This is a genomic window from Bradyrhizobium sp. 153 (genome assembly GCF_023073835.1).
Taxonomy (GTDB): Bacteria; Pseudomonadota; Alphaproteobacteria; order Rhizobiales; family Xanthobacteraceae; genus Bradyrhizobium.
The window spans coordinates 30,459-46,680 of record NZ_JADPKH010000086.1 but is presented as its reverse complement, the minus strand read 5'-3'; the positions used below and the strand labels follow the sequence as shown (position 1 = coordinate 46,680).

Below are 16,222 nucleotides of genomic sequence, written 5' to 3'. Positions count from 1 at the left end.
CTTACATTTGGCATATTCGCGTGCCACAAATGAGCCGGTTAAGGCATGCGCCCATCGCGGCGGAACTGCCGCTCGCTCAGAACCTTGCTTCCGCATGCCATCTCAACGTTTCGCCCCTCCGTCCGAAGTGCCAGGTCTTGCGGCACGGCGGATTGCCGCCGACATCGTCGACGGCGTGCTGCACAAGCACCGCACGCTCGACGACCAACTCGACGGAAGCGGCGCTCATCCCGGACTGAAGTCGCTGGCCGACCGTGACCGCGCGCTGATGCGCCGCCTGGTCGCCACCGTGCTGCGCCGGCTCGGCACGCTTGGCCACGTGCTGTCCCGCCTGCTCGACAAGGGCATTCCCTCCGACGCGCCGCGTGCGCAGAGCGCGCTCCTGATCGGCGCGGCGCAGATCCTCTGGATGGACGTGCCCGACCACGCCGCCGTCGATCTCTCCGTTCGCCTCGTGCAATCCGACCGGCGCGCCGCGCGTTATGCCGGGCTCGTCAATGCCGTGCTGCGCCGCTGCGCGCGCGAAGGCAAGGCCCTGGTCGAGGAGGTTGCCACGCAATCCCTGGACCTGCCGCCATGGCTGCTCGCGCGCTGGAGCGCGCATTATGGCGATGCGACCGCAAGAGACATGGCGCTCGCGCTCGGCCACGAGCCGTCGCTCGATTTGACGGTGAAGTCGGATGCCGCACAATGGGCAAGCCGCCTGCATGGCGAGACGCTGCCGACCGGCACCGTGCGGATGCTGCTGCATGGCGCGGTGACCATGCTGCCGGGCTTTGCCGAGGGACAATGGTGGGTGCAGGACGCCGCGGCCGCGCTACCCGCTCGACTGTTCGGTGACATCAACGGCAAGTCCATCGCCGATCTCTGCGCCGCCCCGGGCGGCAAGACCGCGCAGCTGGCACATGCCGGCGCGCATGTCACGGCCATCGACCGCTCGCCCGCCCGGGTAGCGCGGCTGCGCGAAAACCTGCGGCGATTGTCGCTCCAGGCCGAGACCGTCGTCGCTGACGCCGTGGAATGGGCCGGCCCTGCCGAAGCCTTCGACGGTATTTTGATCGATGCGCCCTGCACCTCGACCGGCACGATCCGCCGTCATCCCGACGTGGCATGGCTCCGGCAGCAATCTGACATCGCCGCCCTGACCGCGCTCCAGCAGCGGCTGCTGCGCAAATCGCTGTCGCTGCTCAAATCCGGGGGGACGTTGGTCTACTGCACCTGTTCGCTGGAACCCGAAGAGGGTGAGCAGGCCATCGCTGCGCTGCTGGCCGCAGAGCCCGCGCTTCGCCGCGCTCCGATCGAGGCGTCCGAGGTCGCAGGTCTCGACGAAATCCTCAGCGCGGAAGGCGATCTGCGCACCCTGCCCAGTCATCTTCCAAACGCCGATCCCAAGCTCGGCGGGCTCGACGGATTCTACGCGGCTCGGCTCGTTAAATCCTGATTTTGCACTGGATTTTGCACCCCCGACGCTAATTCGTACCCTTTCAAGGTGGTGTCAGCCGTGCGATTTTGGGATTAATAAGGATTCGTCGGAATCCTTCTCTCCCCTTCAAGGCAAGGCGTGTCGGTCGCTCAACGCAGACGTATCTCGACGCTGGTGATGAACCGCTTCGCGCGGAACATGCTCGCGCGCGCGAGCGGCGGACCTGTGGCGGTGTCGCGGGTCTGGCCCAGCCGCACCGACCGGCTGATCATTGCCCCGCATGACCTCCGCACCGCGGATGCGACCCGCGCCGCCGAGATCTATGCCGGCCGCTTCGTCTTCGCCGGCAAGATCGTCAATTGCCACGGCCGCTCGATCTTCGATCTCGAACCGCCCTCGGAGGATTGGGAGGTCGCGCTGCTCGGCTTCGGTTGGCTGCGGCACTTACGCGCCGCCGACACCGCGCTGACGCGAGCGAATGCGCGCGCACTGGTCGAGGACTGGATCTCGAACCCCGCCAACAAGCGCCGTCCGGTCGCGCGGCGCCCCGACGTGCTGGCGCGTCGCGTGATCTCGCTGCTGTCACAGGCACCCTTGGTGCTCAACGACACCGACAACAAGTTTTACCGCCGTTACTTGCGCGCCCTCGCGCGCGAGATCCGCCTGCTGCGCTACGCCATGCTCGACATTCCCGACGGCGTGCCGAAGCTCCAGGTGCTGATCGCGCTGTGCTACGCGGCGCTATGCCTCGCCAACCAGGCGCGCCACATTCGCAGCGCCTCGAAAAAGCTCTCTGACGAATTGCAGCGGCAGATCCTGCCCGACGGCGGACACATCTCTCGTAACCCGGGCGCCCTGATCGATCTCCTGATCGACCTGTTGCCGCTTCGACAGACCTTCGCGGCCCGCAACATCGCGCCGCCCCCGGCGCTGCTCAACGCGATCGATCGCATGATGCCGATGCTGCGCTTCTTTCGCCATGGGGACGGCAATTTCGCGCTGTTCAACGGCATGAGTGCGACCCCGTCCGACCTGCTCGCGACGCTGCTCGCCTATGACGATACCCACGGCGCACCGATGGCGAACATGCCGCATACAGGGTTCCAGCGGCTCGACGCCGGCCAAACCACGCTGATCATCGATACCGGACCGCCGCCACCGGCGGGCGTCAGCCACGACGCCCATGCTGGCTGCCTGTCGTTCGAACTGTCCTCCGGCATCAGCCGCATCGTCACCAATTGCGGAATGCCGACCACGGGCCGCGACAATTGGCGGCCGTTCGCACGGGGCACCGCAGCGCATTCGACGCTGGCCTATCACGACACCTCATCCTGCCAGTTCGTCGAGATGTCGGCGATGAAGCGCCTCCTGCACGGTGCGCCCGTCACCAGCGGCCCGGTCGAGGTCGAGAGCTATCGCGAAATAGTCCAGAACGGCACGCTGCTTACAACTTCTCATGACGGCTATCTCGCTAAATTCGGCGCGATTCATCGCCGCGTGCTGATGATCGCCAATGACGGTGCGCGCATCGACGGCGAGGACACGCTGTCGCCGCCGCAAGGCGGACGCTTCAAGGGCGCTGATGCCGATTTCGCGCTGCGCTTCCATCTGCATCCGGCAGTGAAGGCGAGCCGGTTGTCGGATGCGCGCGGCGTCATGCTGGTGTTGCCGAACCGCGACGTCTGGACGTTTGAGGCGCTCGACGACAAGGTCGATCTCGAAGACAGTGTGTTCCTGGCCGGCAATGACGGGCCGCGCCGCACCGCGCAGATCGTGATCCGACAGGATGCGCGGCAGGCTCCCTCGATCCGCTGGAGTTTTGTGCGTTCCACCGCCTCGCCAGCGGTGACCAATGCGCGCCGCAATGCCCGTCGCGAGCCGGAACTTCCCTTGTAAACAGGCGCGATCCGGCGCTATCTAGCCGTTGAGAGCGACGCCGAAAGCTGCTATCGAGCGCTCGTTCGCGCGACTGGCGACCTTGGATGGAGCACCATCGGGAAGCGCGATACATATCCGCCGCGCGCCTGGGCATAGACACTCCCTGAACAGAGGATCTTGCTCATGACTGACCATCTCCGTCGCGTCACCCGCGCCCTGCTCTCCGTTTCCGACAAGACAGGCCTGATCGAGTTCGCAAAGGCGCTTGCCGCGCACGATGTCGAACTGGTCTCGACCGGCGGCACCGCCAAGGCGATCGCCGCAGCCGGCCTCAAGGTGAAGGACGTCTCCGAGCTGACCGGCTTCCCCGAGATGATGGACGGTCGCGTCAAGACGCTGCATCCGAAGGTGCATGGCGGCCTGCTCGCGATCCGCGACAACAAGGACCATGCCGACGCGATGAAGACCCACGGCATCGCCCCGATCGACCTCCTCGTCGTCAACCTCTATCCGTTTGAAGCGACCGTCGACAAAGGCGCCGGTTTCGAGGATTGCATCGAGAACATCGACATCGGCGGCCCCGCCATGATCCGCGCCGCCGCGAAGAACCATGACGACGTCGCCGTCCTGGTCGAGGCAGAGGACTACAAGGCCGTGCTCGACGAGCTCGCCGCCAACAACGGCGCAACCACGCTGAAGCTGCGTCGGCGTCTTGCGGCAAAGGCCTATGCCCGCACCGCCGCCTATGACGCCGCGATCTCGAACTGGTTCAACCGGCAGCTCGAAATCGACGCGCCGGACTTCCGCGCCTTCGGCGGCAGGCTGATCCAGTCGCTGCGCTATGGTGAGAACCCGCACCAGACCGCTGCGTTCTACGCAACCCCCGACAAGCGCCCGGGCGTCTCGACCGCGCGGCAGCTCCAGGGCAAGGAACTCTCCTACAATAATATCAACGACACCGATGCGGCCTATGAATGCATCGGCGAGTTCGATGCCAAACGTACCGCGGCCTGCGTCATCGTCAAGCACGCCAATCCCTGCGGCGTCGCGGAGGGCTTGAACCTCGTCGACGCCTATCGCAAGGCGCTCGCGTGCGATTCCACCTCCGCCTTCGGCGGCATCATCGCGATGAACCGTCCGCTCGACGCCGACACCGCGCGCGAGATCACGAAGATCTTCACTGAGGTGATCATCGCGCCCGATGCCAGCGAGGAGGCGATCTCCATCATCGGCGCACGCAAGAATCTGCGCCTGCTGCTGGCCGGCAGCCTACCCGATCCACGCGCGCCGGGCCTGACCGCCAAGACGGTGGCGGGCGGCCTGCTGGTGCAGAGCCGAGACAATGCCGTGGTCGACGACATGACGTTCAACGTCGTGACCAAGCGTGCGCCTGATGATGCCGAGATGCGCGATCTGAAATTCGCATTCCGTGTGGCAAAACACGTGAAATCCAACACCATCATCTATGCCAAGGACCTCGCCACCGTCGGCATCGGCGCGGGCCAGATGAGCCGGGTGGATTCAGCGCGGATCGCAGCGCGCAAGGCCCAGGACGCGGCGAGTGAGCTGAAGCTTGCCGAGCCGCTCACCAAGGGCTCGGTGGTGGCGTCGGATGCGTTCTTCCCGTTTGCTGACGGCATGCTCGCCTGCATCGAAGCCGGCGCCACCGCCGTGGTGCAACCCGGCGGCTCGATGCGCGACGACGAGGTGATCAAGGCCGCCGACGAGCACGGCATCGCGATGGTCTTCACGGGGACGCGGCACTTCAGGCATTGATTGATTGGCGGTAACCACGTCGTCATTGCGAGCGAAGCGAAGCAATCCAGTCTGCGCGGAGAGAGTCTGGGTTGCTTCGTCGCTTCGCTCCTCGCAATGACGGCGGAGATGGAATTGCGTGGTGCGGCTAATCCCGCACCCGCATCAACAGCCCCAATCCCGCGACGAAGAACACCACCAGCACGGCCATGCCGGCTTTCTGGCTCGCCGTCGCAGCGGTGATCATGCCGATCAACAGCGGACCGATGAAAGACGTCACCTTCCCGGTCAATGCGAACAGGCCGAAATACTGTGCGATGCGGTCCTTCGGCGCCAGACGGATCAGCAGCGTGCGCGAAGCGGCTTGCAACGGGCCGCCGGCGGCGCCGATCAGGCACCCCAGCACCAGATAGGCACGCTCCGCCGCGCTCGAGAACAGGGCCGCACCCGGCTGCGGCGGCGCGACCTTGACGAACAACACACTGTCCTTGTCGACCAGCAGGATCGCCGCCACCGACAGCAGGAGAATCAGCAGGCTGCCGGCGATCACGCGCTTCGGCCCGAGACGATCGTCGAGCTTGCCGCCAAGCCACGCACCGAGGGCACCCGCGATCGCGAGCATGATGCCGAACGTGCCGATCTGGATCGTGTGCCAGCCGAAGGTGCCGGCGGCATAAATGCCGCCGAAGGCGAACAGCGACACCAGACCGTCGGTGTAGATCATGTTGGCGAGCAGGAACGCCGCGAGCGACTTCTGCTTCGGCAGACCTTTGATCGATTGCTTCAGCTCAGACAGTCCTTCGCGCAGTGCCTCGCGCACCGGGCGCTTTGCCGGATAATCCGGCGTGAACAGGAACATCGGCATCACGAAGATGATGAACCACAGCCCGGTCAACGGCCCGGCAGCACGGTCGCCCTGATGCGTGATGGGGTCGAGCCCGAATAGCGGCATCAAGCCGAGCAGCGTGCGGCCGGTCTCGGGATTGGCGGCGAGCAGGCCGAGCACGATGATCAGGCTGACAATGCCGCCAATGTATCCTGTCGCCCAGCCGGTGCCGGACAGCCGCCCGATCCGCTCCGGCGGCACCAGAGTCGGCATCATCGCGTTGTTGAAGAGGGTAGCGAATTCCGCGCCGACGCTGGCGAGCGCGACGGCGGTGAGCAGCGGCGGAATGATGGCGTCATCGCCGGGCTTGCCGATCCACAGCGTGCAGGACGCCAACACCAGCACCGCGCCGAAACCTGCGATCCATGGTTTCCTGCGGCCCGAAGCATCCGCGATGGCTCCGAGCACCGGCGACAGCAATGCGATCGCAAGGCCCGCGGCCGCCATCGCAAAGCCCCACAGCGATTGACCGATGGCGGGATTTGGCGCGATGCCGGTCGCGAAATAGGGCGCGAACACGAAGGTCGTAATCAGTGTGAAATAAGGCTGCGCGGCCCAATCGAAGAAGATCCAGCTGACGACGGCGGCGCGCCGCGGATAGGTCCGCGGCACGCCGGCCATGCGCACATCCTGGGCGATCGTTGTCATCACGCAGTCCCCATCACGAACAGTTTTGCCTGTCTCGGGGCAAACCGTATAGCATTGCCGTGACGCGTGTGAACTGGCCGGAAGGCGCGACGGGAATTTTGATGATGTTGTCATATTCGACACGGCGGACATTTTTCGCCGTCATAGCCACGCTGGCGTTCGGTCTTGTCGCTGTGACGGCCCAGGACGCGCGGCGGGGCTATGTCCCGCCCGCGCGCGATATGGTGCGCGCCGTTGCTGCCGAACACGGCATGGTGGTGGCGCAGGAGAAGATATCTGCGCAGGTCGGCGCCGACATCCTGCGCCGTGGCGGCAATGCCGTCGATGCCGCGGTCGCCACCGGCTTTGCGATGGCCGTGACCTATCCGCGCGCAGGAAATATCGGCGGCGGCGGCTTCATGGTGATCCATTCCGCCGATCGCAACGAAGACATCACTATCGACTATCGCGAGACCGCGCCAGCTGCGACCACGCCGCAAGTTTTCCTGGGGCCCGATGGCAAGCCTGACCCGACGAGGTCACGGGATTCCGCGCTTGGCGTCGGCGTGCCCGGCACCGTTGCAGGTCTCGCGCTCGCATTGGAGAAATATGGCTCCGGTCAGTTCACGCTGGCGCAATTGCTCGAGCCGGCGATCGCGCTCGCTCGCGATGGCTTTGCCGTCAGCGACGACATGGCCGATACGCTGCCGGCCTGGCACCGGCGGCTGGCGCGCTGGCCTTCCTCGGCCAAGATCTTCTCGCGCCCCGACGGCACGCCACTTGGCGAAGGCGACAGGCTGGCGCAGGGCGATCTCGCCGAAACGCTATCGGCCGTGGCCGCACAGGGGCCACGCGGCTTCTATGAGGGGCCAGTTGCCGAGAAACTCGCCAAGGCCGTGGCTGACGCCGGCGGCATCATGACGCCTGCCGATCTGAAGTCCTATCAGGCGGTGATCCGCGCGCCGGTGCGCGGCACCTATCGCGGCTACGACATCGTATCGATGCCGCTGCCCTCGTCCGGCGGCGTGGTGCTGGTGGAAACGCTCAACATTCTCGAAGGCTTCCAGCTCGCCGATCTGAAGCAGGGATCGCCGGCATCGCTGCATCTCCTGATCGAAGCTATGAAGCGCGCCTATGCGGACCGCGCGCGCTATCTCGGCGATCCCGCCTTCGTCAACGCACCGATCGAGACGCTGACCGCGAAGGACTACGCTGCCAAGCTGCGCGCGGGCATCTCCGCCGAGCGCGCCACGCCTTCGAAAGAGCTCGTTTCTGCTGCTATCTCGCCGCGCGAGGGCAGCAACACCACGCATTTCTCCGTCGTCGACGGCCGCGGCAATGCCGTCAGCAACACCTACACATTGAACTTCAGCTATGGCGTCGGCCTCGTTGCCGACGGCAGCGGCGTGCTGCTCAATAACGAGCTCGACGACTTCACCGCGGCGGTCGGCGCCTCGAATGCCTACGGCCTCGTCGGCTTCGAGGCCAATCTGCCAGGGCCTGGAAAACGCCCGCTGTCGTCGATGTCACCGACCATCGTGCTCAAAGACGGCAAGCCGGTGCTGGTGACGGGCTCGCCTGGTGGCAGCCGCATCATCTCGACCGTGCTCCAGGTGATCGTGAACGTCCTCGACTACAAGATGGATGTGGCTGCCGCCGTCTCCGTACCGCGGCTGCATCACCAATGGCTGCCGGACGAGGTGCGCGTCGAGAGCGGCTTTCCTGCCGATGTTCTGCTGGAGCTGAAGGCGATAGGCCACTTCGTCGTGGAGCCGATGGGACAGACATCGGCCAATTCGATTCTGGTGACGCCGAATGGGCCGCTCGGCGCGCCCGATCCGCGCACGCGTGGGGCGGAAGCTGCGGGACAGTAACCCTGTCACTGCGCCGAGATGATTTAGCGCCCGACCTGATAAGGCCCGCCCTTTTCGAGCGCGCGGTTATACGCCGGCCGCGCGTGGATGCGCTCCAGGAACGCCATCGCCTTGGGATGGCCCTGCTCCAGCCCGCCGCGCGCTTGCGCTGCTTCCAGCGGAAAGCTCATCTGGATGTCGGCTGCGGTGAACTCGTTGCCGGCGAACCACTCGCTCTTGCCGAGCTCGCTTTCCCAAAAGTCCATGTGCTGCTTGAGCTGCGGATTGACCAGCGCGGTGAGCGCCTGATTCGAAACCTTGCGCACCAAGGGGCGCAGCAACGCCGGCGCGCGCTTCGGCATCAGCGTGAACAGCAGCTTGAGCAGCAGCGGCTGCATCGCCGACCCTTCCGCATAATGCAGCCAATAGGTGAAGCGCAGCCGTTCCGGCGTGTTCGGCGGCGGGATCAGTTGGCCGTTGCCATAGGTAGCGATGAGATACTCGATGATCGCGCCCGACTCGGCGATGGTGTTGCCGTTGTCTGTAATGACCGGCGATTTGCCAAGCGGATGGATGGCGCGCAGCTCCTTCGGCGCGCGCATGTCCGGCTGGCGCTGATAGCGCACGATCTCGTAGGGCACGCCCAATTCCTCGAGCAGCCACAGCACGCGCTGCGAGCGGGAATTGTTGAGGTGGTGAACGGTCAGCATCGCGTGGTCCCCAGCTTGGCTTGGTCGTCGCGCCGTTGGTGCCAGCCCGGGAACACAATGTCGAGCCATCGGTGCGCCTATTTTCACCCGGGTATATTGACGCCTTAAATTTACCCGGGTATTAAATCGCCAACACAGTCAATCTGGCAATGATTCCAATGCAAGCCACCTTCACAGCCTTCATGGGCCAGCGCCGGCTGGCCTCGGGAGCGGCCGGCGATGTCGCCCTCGCAGTCAAGCGGGCCGGATCGAATCCGGACCAGCCGATCATCATTTTCGACGATGGGACTGGCCGGTCGATCGATTTCGACCTGCGCGGCGAGGATCACGAGGTGCTGGCGCGGCTGGCCGAGATCATGCCGCCGCCGACCGAAATCACCGAACCACTGAGCGAGCCGCGCGGCCGCGGCCGGCCGAAGCTTGGTGTGGTCGCGCGCGAGGTGACGTTACTGCCGCGCCACTGGGAGTGGCTCAACGCGCAACCCGGCGGCGCCTCGGTCGCGCTGCGCAAGCTCGTCGACGAGGCCAGACGCGCCAGCGGCGACAAGGACCGCGAGCGGCAGGCGCGCGATGCGGCCTATCACTTCATGTCGACCATGGCGGGCAATCTGCCGCAGTTCGAGGAAGCCTCGCGCGCGCTGTTCGCGGATGAACGACGGCGCTTCACCGGGCTGATCGCCGACTGGCCGACTGACATCCGCGACCACATCGTCAAGCTCGCCTACAGCGACCGGGCTTAAACCGCGCAGCATTCACCCTATCAACGGCCGAGCCGCGCATCGCGCGGCAACGGCTTCGCACGCCTCGATGAAAGGCAAATTCATGTCCGCATCCGCGCCTCTCTGGACGACGTTTCTTCGCTTCCTCGCACCTCTGATGGCAAGCAACGCGCTGCAATCGCTGTTTGGCACCGTCAGCAACGTCTATCTCGGCCAGATGATCGGCATCGACGCGCTCGCCGCAGTCTCGGCATTCTTCCCGGTGATGTTCTTCCTGTTCGCCTTCGTCATCGGCCTGAGCACCGGCGCCACCGTCTTGATCGGCCAAGCCTTTGGCGCGGGGGAGCACGGCAGGATCAAGCTCGTCGTCGGCACGACGCTCGCGATCGGCCTCTCGCTCTCGGCAACGGTTGCACTCGCTGGCGGGATCTTCAGCCGGCCACTGATGGTCATGCTCGCAACGCCCGCTGACATCCTCGACCAGGCCAGCGCCTATGCCCGCATCATGCTGCTGACGATGCCGCTCGGCTTCATCTTCCTACTGATGACAGCGATGATCCGCGGCGTCGGTGATACGTTGACGCCGCTCCTCGCGCTGGCGCTATCGACCGCGATCGGCCTCGCCCTGACGCCGCTGCTGATCCGCGGCGCGTTCGGCTTGCCGGCAGCGGGCATCACCAGTCCGGCATGGGCAGCCGCAATTGCCAACGCGCTGACGCTGATCGTGCTCGCCGTCCATCTGCTCCGGAGAAAGCATGCACTGGCACCGGACGCTGCACTGCTGCGTCATCTGCGGCTCAACGGCGCCGTGCTCGGAAAAATCCTCGGCATCGGACTGCCGAGCGCAATTGGCATGGTGGTGATGGCGATTGCCGAGCTGGTGCTGCTTGGGCTCGTCAACGGCTTCGGCTCAAACGCCACGGCCGCGTACGGCGCCGTCAATCAGGTGATGGGTTACACGCAGTTCACGGCAATGTCGATTTCGATCGCGGTCTCGATCCTCGGTGCGCAAGCGATCGGCGGCGGCGACAGGGTGCGGCTCGAGGGCATCGTGCGCACCGGCCTCGCGTTCAATGTCGTTCTGACCGGCGGGCTGGTGGCGCTGATCTATCTGGTACCGCGCGCCGTGCTCGGCATCTTCATCACCGACGGCGCCGTGCTCGATCTGGCGAAGACTCTCCTCTACATCGCCCTGTGGAGCTCGGTTCCGTTTGGCCTCGCCACGGTGTTTTCGGGCGCCCTGCGCGCCGCCGGCATCGCCTTGACGCCGATGCTGCTCTCGATCTTCGCGATCGTCGCGATCGAGCTGCCGGCTGCAATGATCCTAAGCCGCACGATCGGCCTCGAGGGCGTATGGGCCGCCTATCCGATCGTGTTCTGCGCCATGTTCGTTTTGCAGATGGGCTGTTACCTCCTGGTGTGGCGCAAGCAGACGATCCGGCGTCTGCTCTGACGGGACATCAAGGCATTATGACCGTCATTAAACGATGGACCTGTCGCGCGGCCTGCGCCACAATGGATGAAAAGCGCCGCCAGGGAGATCGAATTGACCCGCACAGCCCCGCAATTCCTGTTCGATTTCGGCAGCCCGAACGCCTATCTCAGCCATCTGGCGATCCCGGCAATCGAGCAACGCATCGGCGTCAAGTTCGAATATGTGCCGATCCTGCTCGGCGGCATCTTCAAGGCGACCAACAACAAGTCGCCGGCCGAGACGCTCGCCGGCATCAAGAACAAGCGCGAGTTTCAGGCGGTCGAGACCGAGCGCTTCATCAAGCGCTTCAAAGTCCAGCCCTACATCATGAATCCGTTCTTCCCCGTCAACACGTTGAATTTGATGCGCGCGGCGATCGCAGCGCAGCTCGAGGGCGTGTTCGAGACCTATGTCGAAGCCGCCTTCCACCACATGTGGCGCGAGCCGAAGAAGATGGACGACCCTGAGGTCGCGACGAAGGCGCTGGCGTCATCCGGCCTCGATGCGCAAAAGTTATTCGCCCGCGCGCAGGAACCCGAGGTGAAAGGCAGACTGATCAAGAATACCGAGGAAGCGGTGGCGCGCGGCGCGTTCGGCTCGCCGACCTTCTTCGTCGGCAATGAGATGTTCTTCGGTAAGGAGCAGCTGCGTGAGGTCGAGGAGATGGTGCTGGGGACGTAGTACCTTCATTCTCCAGCGACAGAATGTGATCGCGGCAACATTCTGGATTGCTTCGCTTCGCTCGCAATGACGATTATAAGTAGCCACCAAGAGCAACAATGGAGTATCCCATGCGTATCCTCGTGGTCGGCGCCGGCGCCATCGGCGGCTATTTTGGTGGCAGGCTGTTGCAGGCCGGCCGCGACGTCACCTTCCTGGTGCGGCCGCGCCGCGCCGGCGAGCTCGCGAGCGCCGGCCTCGTCATCAAGAGTCCGAATGGCGATGTGACGCTGAAGGCCCCGCCGACAGTGCAAGCGGACAAGCTCGCGGAAAAATTCGACGTCGTGCTGCTGAGCTGCAAGGCGTTCGACCTCGACGACGCCATCAAGTCGTTCGCGGCCGCCGTCGGGTCGAACACCGCGATCATCCCCATGCTCAACGGCATGAAGCATCTCGACGTCCTCGACGACAAGTTCGGTAAGGAGCGCGTGCTCGGCGGCCTCTGCGCCATCGCCGCGACCCTCAACGAGCAGCGGGAGGTGGTGCAGCTCCAGCCGATGCAATCGATCAATTACGGCGAGCGCGACGGCAAGCTGTCGGACCGCGTCAAGGCGATCGACGAGGCCTTCAGGAGCGGTATCAATGGCGCCACCGCCAGCCAGAACATCCTGCAGGACATGTGGGAGAAGTGGGTGTTCCTCTCCACGCTCGCAGCGTCCACCAGCCTGATGCGCAGCTCCGTCGGCAATATTCTCGCTGCCCCCGGCGGCAGGGATTTTCTGCTTGGCATGCTGGACGAGACCAGCGCGATTGCCGCTGCGTCGGGCTATCCGCCGGCCGGACCGTTCTTCGAGCGCGTGAAGGGCAATCTGACCACCGAGGACTCGCCGATGACGGCATCCATGTTCCGCGACATCAAGGCCGGCCTGCCGGTCGAAGCCGATCACGTTATCGGCGATCTCATCGCACGCGGAGATGCGGCGAAGGTTCCCGTGCCGAAGCTGCGCATCGCATATACGCATCTGAAGGCGTATGAGAAGCAGAGGGCGAGGTAGCGGCCGCCCCGGCGAAGGCCGAGACCCATACTGCGTGACCTATCGGAAGCGACGCTATCAGTACCGCGCGATGCTCGAAAAACGACCTGTCTTCGCCAAACCACATCCTGTGGTTATCGGTCCCGTCGTCGGGACGACGGTGGAGTTTGGGGCAACAGCCTTGCGCTACTGCAAATGCGCCAGGTAGTGCGCGACTGCTGTAATCTCTTCCTCGCTCATGTGATAGGCGACATCGGCCATCGCGGCGACGCCGCCGCCGACGCGCTGCCCGGACTTGTAGTCGTGCAGCGCCTTCACGAGATATTCCTCGCGTTGGCCCGCGAGCCGCGCCACGGCCTTGGTGCCGGCATAGGTGTCCGTATGGCATGAGGCGCAGCGGCGGCCGGCTGCGACCTGGGCGCCTTTCTTCGACAAGTCCGGGTCCTCGTCTTCCGGTGCCTTCGGCGGCGCCAGCTGCGAAAAATAGGCGCCGAAATTGCGAATGTCTTCGTTGGTGATCTCTTCGACGATCGGCTGCATCTGATCGTTCTTGCGCGAGCCGGCGCGGAAGAACACCAGCTGCCATTGCAGGAATTGATCGGGTTGGCCGGCGAGCGAGGGGACGTTCTCGGTCTGCGAAATGCCGTTCTCGCCGTGGCAGCCGGCGCAGGCAGCCGTCTTCTCCTTGATCGCGGCATTATCGGCGGCCTGGGCCGAGACGAATGCAAGCACTGCGAGCGAAAGCGCGCCGATGACATACGGAAAAAACTGGCGGCGCATGATTAGCACTTCCGATCTGTCGAGTTCGTCATTGGGGGGCGGGGCGCGCCGCTTGGCGGGAGCCGGAATCCATAGCCCCCGTTCGTGGATATGGTTTCCGGACTTGCGCGCAAGTGGCGCGCAATCGGGAACGGCATCGAAGTTGAAAGCAAACGAGGCTGCGGCACCTCGCGACCACCGCAGCCTCTTATCGTCCGCGCGCTATTTCTTGCTGTAGCTGATGCGATAGATCGCGCCGGCCCAGTCGTCGGCCACAAGGATCGAGCCGTCCTTGGCAAGAAGGATGTCGTTGGGACGGCCGAGATAGCCCTGATCGCCCTCGAGCCAGCCGGAGGCGAAGATTTCCTGCTTGGGATTCTTGCCGTCAGGCCCGACGATCACGCGCACGATGCGTGCGCCCTGGTACTTGTGCCTATTCCAGGAGCCGTGCTCGGCGATCAGGATATTGTTCTTGTACTCGGCGGGGAATTGGTCGCCGGTATAGAATTTCATGCCGAGCGGAGCGACATGCGCGCCGAGATTCAGCACCGGCGGCGTGAACTCGGAGCATTTATGACCCATCGCGAACTTGTCATCAGGCAAATTACCCTGGTGGCAATAGGGATAACCGAAATGCTCACCGATCCTGTTGATCATGTTCAGCTTGTCTGAGGGCAGATCATCGCTGATCCAGTCGCGCGCGTTCTCGGTGAACCAGTATTTGCCGGTTCGCGGATCGACGTCCCCGCCGACCGAGTTGCGGACGCCGAGCGCCCAGATCTCGGCATTGCCGGTCTTGGGATCGACGCGCCGGATCTGCGAGACGCTGGTCGGCGGGATGCCGACATTGAAGGGCGGCCCGAACGGCAGGAAGAACCAGCCATCCTTGTCGACCGCGATATATTTCCAGCCATGCGCGGCATAGGACGGCATGTCGTCATAGACGACCTTGCCCTCGCCGAGATTGTCGAGCTTGGCTTCGGCGTCGTCATAGCGGATCAGCTTGTCGACGGCGATGACGTAGAGCGCGCCGTCCTTGAAGGCAAGACCGGTGGGCATGTTCAGGCCCTTGAGGACGGTCTTGACCTCCTTCTTTCCGTTGTTGTCCTTGATGGCATAGACGTTGCCGAGGCCGAACGAGCCGACGAACAGCGTGCCCTTGTCGCCCCAGGCCATCTGCCGCGCGGCCAGCACGCCGGAAGCATAGACCTCGATCTTGAAGCCCGGCGGCAGCTTGATCTTCTTGACGATGTTAGCGAGCTCGGTGTCGGAAGCGCCGGTCGGCGGACCCGATGGCGGCGCAAGGCCCTTCTGCGCCTCGGTCTCGTCGCCGAGGAACCAGTCATCCGGCGGATGGGTCCAGAACTCCTTGGTACCGGATTCGTATTTCTTCAGCGCCCGGTTCTTGTCCTGCTGTTGCGCATTGCCAGCGCTAGACCCTGCGAGAAGGGCAACGGCTGCAAGCGCCAACACGGATCGATGGAACATCGATGTCATCGCGTCACTCCCCAAAGGCAGCCGTCAGGGCTGCAATTTATTTTATTTTGCTAGTCGAGAGGCGAAGTTTGGAGTCTGCCGGGAGGCAGACGCAAAAAGCTAGCACATCTGCGAGCGCTGAGAAGGGCATCGCATGCACTGCGGTTGCACTCCGGAAAAATTGAGACGGAATGTCAATGAGGGGCGAACGGCGCGATGCCAACGCTCTCGCTGCAACGCGGAATCGATATCGCGCGTGACCATTTTCAGGCGGCGCGAGGGGCGGACATCCAAAAAATGCGAAAACAACCCCATGCACAGTAGATCGGCTCAGGCCAGCCTGCGCTCGGCGACACCGGACAGACAGTTGAAGCATCGAGCAAAATTGCGGTAAGCGCGCTTACGGGTCGACGGGGTAGAGCCCATCGTCGAACTCCGCCTCATGATAGCCTTTCGACCCGATCTCGCGTGCCAGCGCGCTGCGGAAATCGCGGCCATCATGCAGGCTGCGCAGCACATGCGCGAAGTCGAATTCAGGCCGCCAGCCCAGCTCGCGCCGCGCGCGTTCGTTGACATAAACGCGATCGATCGCGGGGAAGAGGCGCCAGCCGCGCGCCGCATAGAGCTGCACGCAATCCGGATAGAGCTCGCGCACGACACCGGCAGCATCGCGCGCGAGCGCCGCGAGATGGCGTTGCTCGAACGGGCTCGTGGCCGCTTGTGCAGCGTCGCAGTGTGAATCACCGCGGTGACGCCCGCCATCTGGCGCCGCACGAAGCCTGGGTCGGCGATCGATCCGACCGCGTCGGTGAAGGAAGATGGCTTCAGATCGACCCCGCGCGCAGGCAATCCGCGCCCCCGCAGCGTCCGGAGAATGGCCTCCCCAAGGTGGCCCGCGCTGCCGGTGACCAGAATCGTCATGTGAGACCCAATGCAGTCGCCGGCGGCGTGGAAAACCACGGCCCGGC

The 16,222-nt window shown here is 64.4% G+C and carries 12 protein-coding genes, 1 pseudogene and 1 riboswitch; of the genes and pseudogenes, 8 read left to right on the top strand and 5 right to left on the bottom strand.

The genetic code is table 11. The features are described 5' to 3' along the window. The first annotated feature begins 94 nt into the window (after positions 1 to 94). The 3 genes from IVA91_RS23365 to purH all read left to right on the top strand — a co-directional run bounded on the left by IVA91_RS23365 (position 95) and on the right by purH (position 5,077). Positions 95 to 1,441 (top strand): transcription antitermination factor NusB, encoded by a 1,347-nt coding sequence (locus tag IVA91_RS23365; RefSeq protein WP_247279991.1) that lies wholly within the window; start codon positions 95 to 97, stop codon positions 1,439 to 1,441. Between the two features lie 159 nt (positions 1,442 to 1,600). Next, positions 1,601 to 3,319, top strand: a complete 1,719-nt coding sequence (locus IVA91_RS23360) for a heparinase II/III family protein (protein ID WP_247280039.1) — start codon at positions 1,601 to 1,603, stop codon at positions 3,317 to 3,319. A gap of 59 nt (positions 3,320 to 3,378) precedes the next feature. After that, positions 3,379 to 3,460, top strand: a riboswitch (ZMP/ZTP riboswitch). A 24-nt stretch (positions 3,461 to 3,484) separates the two neighbouring features. Further along, positions 3,485 to 5,077: a bifunctional phosphoribosylaminoimidazolecarboxamide formyltransferase/IMP cyclohydrolase gene (gene purH / locus IVA91_RS23355; RefSeq protein WP_247279990.1), complete on the top strand. Its 1,593-nt coding sequence runs from the start codon at positions 3,485 to 3,487 to the stop codon at positions 5,075 to 5,077. A 127-nt stretch (positions 5,078 to 5,204) separates the two neighbouring features. Here purH and IVA91_RS23350 read toward each other — a convergent pair whose 3' ends face one another. After that, a complete protein-coding gene (locus IVA91_RS23350; RefSeq protein ID WP_247279989.1) occupies positions 5,205 to 6,590 on the bottom strand; it encodes an MFS transporter in 1,386 nt (461 codons plus the stop codon). Between the two features lie 101 nt (positions 6,591 to 6,691). Here IVA91_RS23350 and ggt point away from each other — a divergent pair, with 101 nt between their 5' ends. Further along, positions 6,692 to 8,443, top strand: a complete 1,752-nt coding sequence (ggt, locus tag IVA91_RS23345) for a gamma-glutamyltransferase (RefSeq protein ID WP_247279988.1) — start codon at positions 6,692 to 6,694, stop codon at positions 8,441 to 8,443. A gap of 23 nt (positions 8,444 to 8,466) precedes the next feature. Here the strand turns inward: ggt and IVA91_RS23340 are convergent, their stop codons facing one another. Then, the gene (locus tag IVA91_RS23340) at positions 8,467 to 9,132 is read right to left on the bottom strand and encodes a glutathione S-transferase (protein WP_247279987.1); all 666 of its coding nucleotides are present in this window, start codon (positions 9,130 to 9,132) and stop codon (positions 8,467 to 8,469) included. Positions 9,133 to 9,290: 158 nt separating this feature from the next. On the opposite strand from IVA91_RS23340, the gene IVA91_RS23335 reads away from it, so the two are divergent. The 4 genes from IVA91_RS23335 to panE all read left to right on the top strand — a co-directional run bounded on the left by IVA91_RS23335 (position 9,291) and on the right by panE (position 13,040). Continuing rightward, positions 9,291 to 9,872, top strand: coding sequence for a DUF2239 family protein (locus tag IVA91_RS23335; protein WP_247279986.1), 582 nt, complete (start codon positions 9,291 to 9,293; stop codon positions 9,870 to 9,872). Between the two features lie 82 nt (positions 9,873 to 9,954). Then, positions 9,955 to 11,304 (top strand): MATE family efflux transporter, encoded by a 1,350-nt coding sequence (locus IVA91_RS23330; protein ID WP_247279985.1) that lies wholly within the window; start codon positions 9,955 to 9,957, stop codon positions 11,302 to 11,304. 93 nt (positions 11,305 to 11,397) lie between these two features. After that, positions 11,398 to 12,006 (top strand): 2-hydroxychromene-2-carboxylate isomerase, encoded by a 609-nt coding sequence (locus IVA91_RS23325; RefSeq protein WP_247279984.1) that lies wholly within the window; start codon positions 11,398 to 11,400, stop codon positions 12,004 to 12,006. Between the two features lie 110 nt (positions 12,007 to 12,116). Then, positions 12,117 to 13,040 (top strand): 2-dehydropantoate 2-reductase, encoded by a 924-nt coding sequence (gene panE / locus IVA91_RS23320; protein ID WP_247279983.1) that lies wholly within the window; start codon positions 12,117 to 12,119, stop codon positions 13,038 to 13,040. A 165-nt stretch (positions 13,041 to 13,205) separates the two neighbouring features. On the opposite strand, the gene IVA91_RS23315 is transcribed toward panE, so the two are convergent. From IVA91_RS23315 to IVA91_RS23305, 3 genes and pseudogenes are all read right to left on the bottom strand, one after another. Continuing rightward, entirely contained in the window at positions 13,206 to 13,799 is a 594-nt protein-coding gene (locus IVA91_RS23315) for a c-type cytochrome (RefSeq protein WP_247279982.1), read from the bottom strand. A gap of 201 nt (positions 13,800 to 14,000) precedes the next feature. Beyond that, positions 14,001 to 15,275 (bottom strand): PQQ-dependent sugar dehydrogenase, encoded by a 1,275-nt coding sequence (locus tag IVA91_RS23310; RefSeq protein ID WP_247279981.1) that lies wholly within the window; start codon positions 15,273 to 15,275, stop codon positions 14,001 to 14,003. A 379-nt stretch (positions 15,276 to 15,654) separates the two neighbouring features. Continuing rightward, positions 15,655 to 16,175, bottom strand: a pseudogene (locus tag IVA91_RS23305) (hypothetical protein). Positions 16,176 to 16,222 lie beyond the last annotated feature (47 nt).

Coding starts and splice junctions, on each gene's coding strand:
- IVA91_RS23365 (WP_247279991.1), top strand. CDS start 95: ATGCCATCTCAACGTTTCGCCCCTCCGTCCGAAGTGCCAGGTCTTGCG.
- IVA91_RS23360 (WP_247280039.1), top strand. CDS start 1,601: ATGAACCGCTTCGCGCGGAACATGCTCGCGCGCGCGAGCGGCGGACCT.
- purH (WP_247279990.1), top strand. CDS start 3,485: ATGACTGACCATCTCCGTCGCGTCACCCGCGCCCTGCTCTCCGTTTCC.
- IVA91_RS23350 (WP_247279989.1), bottom strand. CDS start 6,590: ATGACAACGATCGCCCAGGATGTGCGCATGGCCGGCGTGCCGCGGACC.
- ggt (WP_247279988.1), top strand. CDS start 6,692: ATGATGTTGTCATATTCGACACGGCGGACATTTTTCGCCGTCATAGCC.
- IVA91_RS23340 (WP_247279987.1), bottom strand. CDS start 9,132: ATGCTGACCGTTCACCACCTCAACAATTCCCGCTCGCAGCGCGTGCTG.
- IVA91_RS23335 (WP_247279986.1), top strand. CDS start 9,291: ATGCAAGCCACCTTCACAGCCTTCATGGGCCAGCGCCGGCTGGCCTCG.
- IVA91_RS23330 (WP_247279985.1), top strand. CDS start 9,955: ATGTCCGCATCCGCGCCTCTCTGGACGACGTTTCTTCGCTTCCTCGCA.
- panE (WP_247279983.1), top strand. CDS start 12,117: ATGCGTATCCTCGTGGTCGGCGCCGGCGCCATCGGCGGCTATTTTGGT.
- IVA91_RS23315 (WP_247279982.1), bottom strand. CDS start 13,799: ATGCGCCGCCAGTTTTTTCCGTATGTCATCGGCGCGCTTTCGCTCGCA.
- IVA91_RS23310 (WP_247279981.1), bottom strand. CDS start 15,275: ATGACATCGATGTTCCATCGATCCGTGTTGGCGCTTGCAGCCGTTGCC.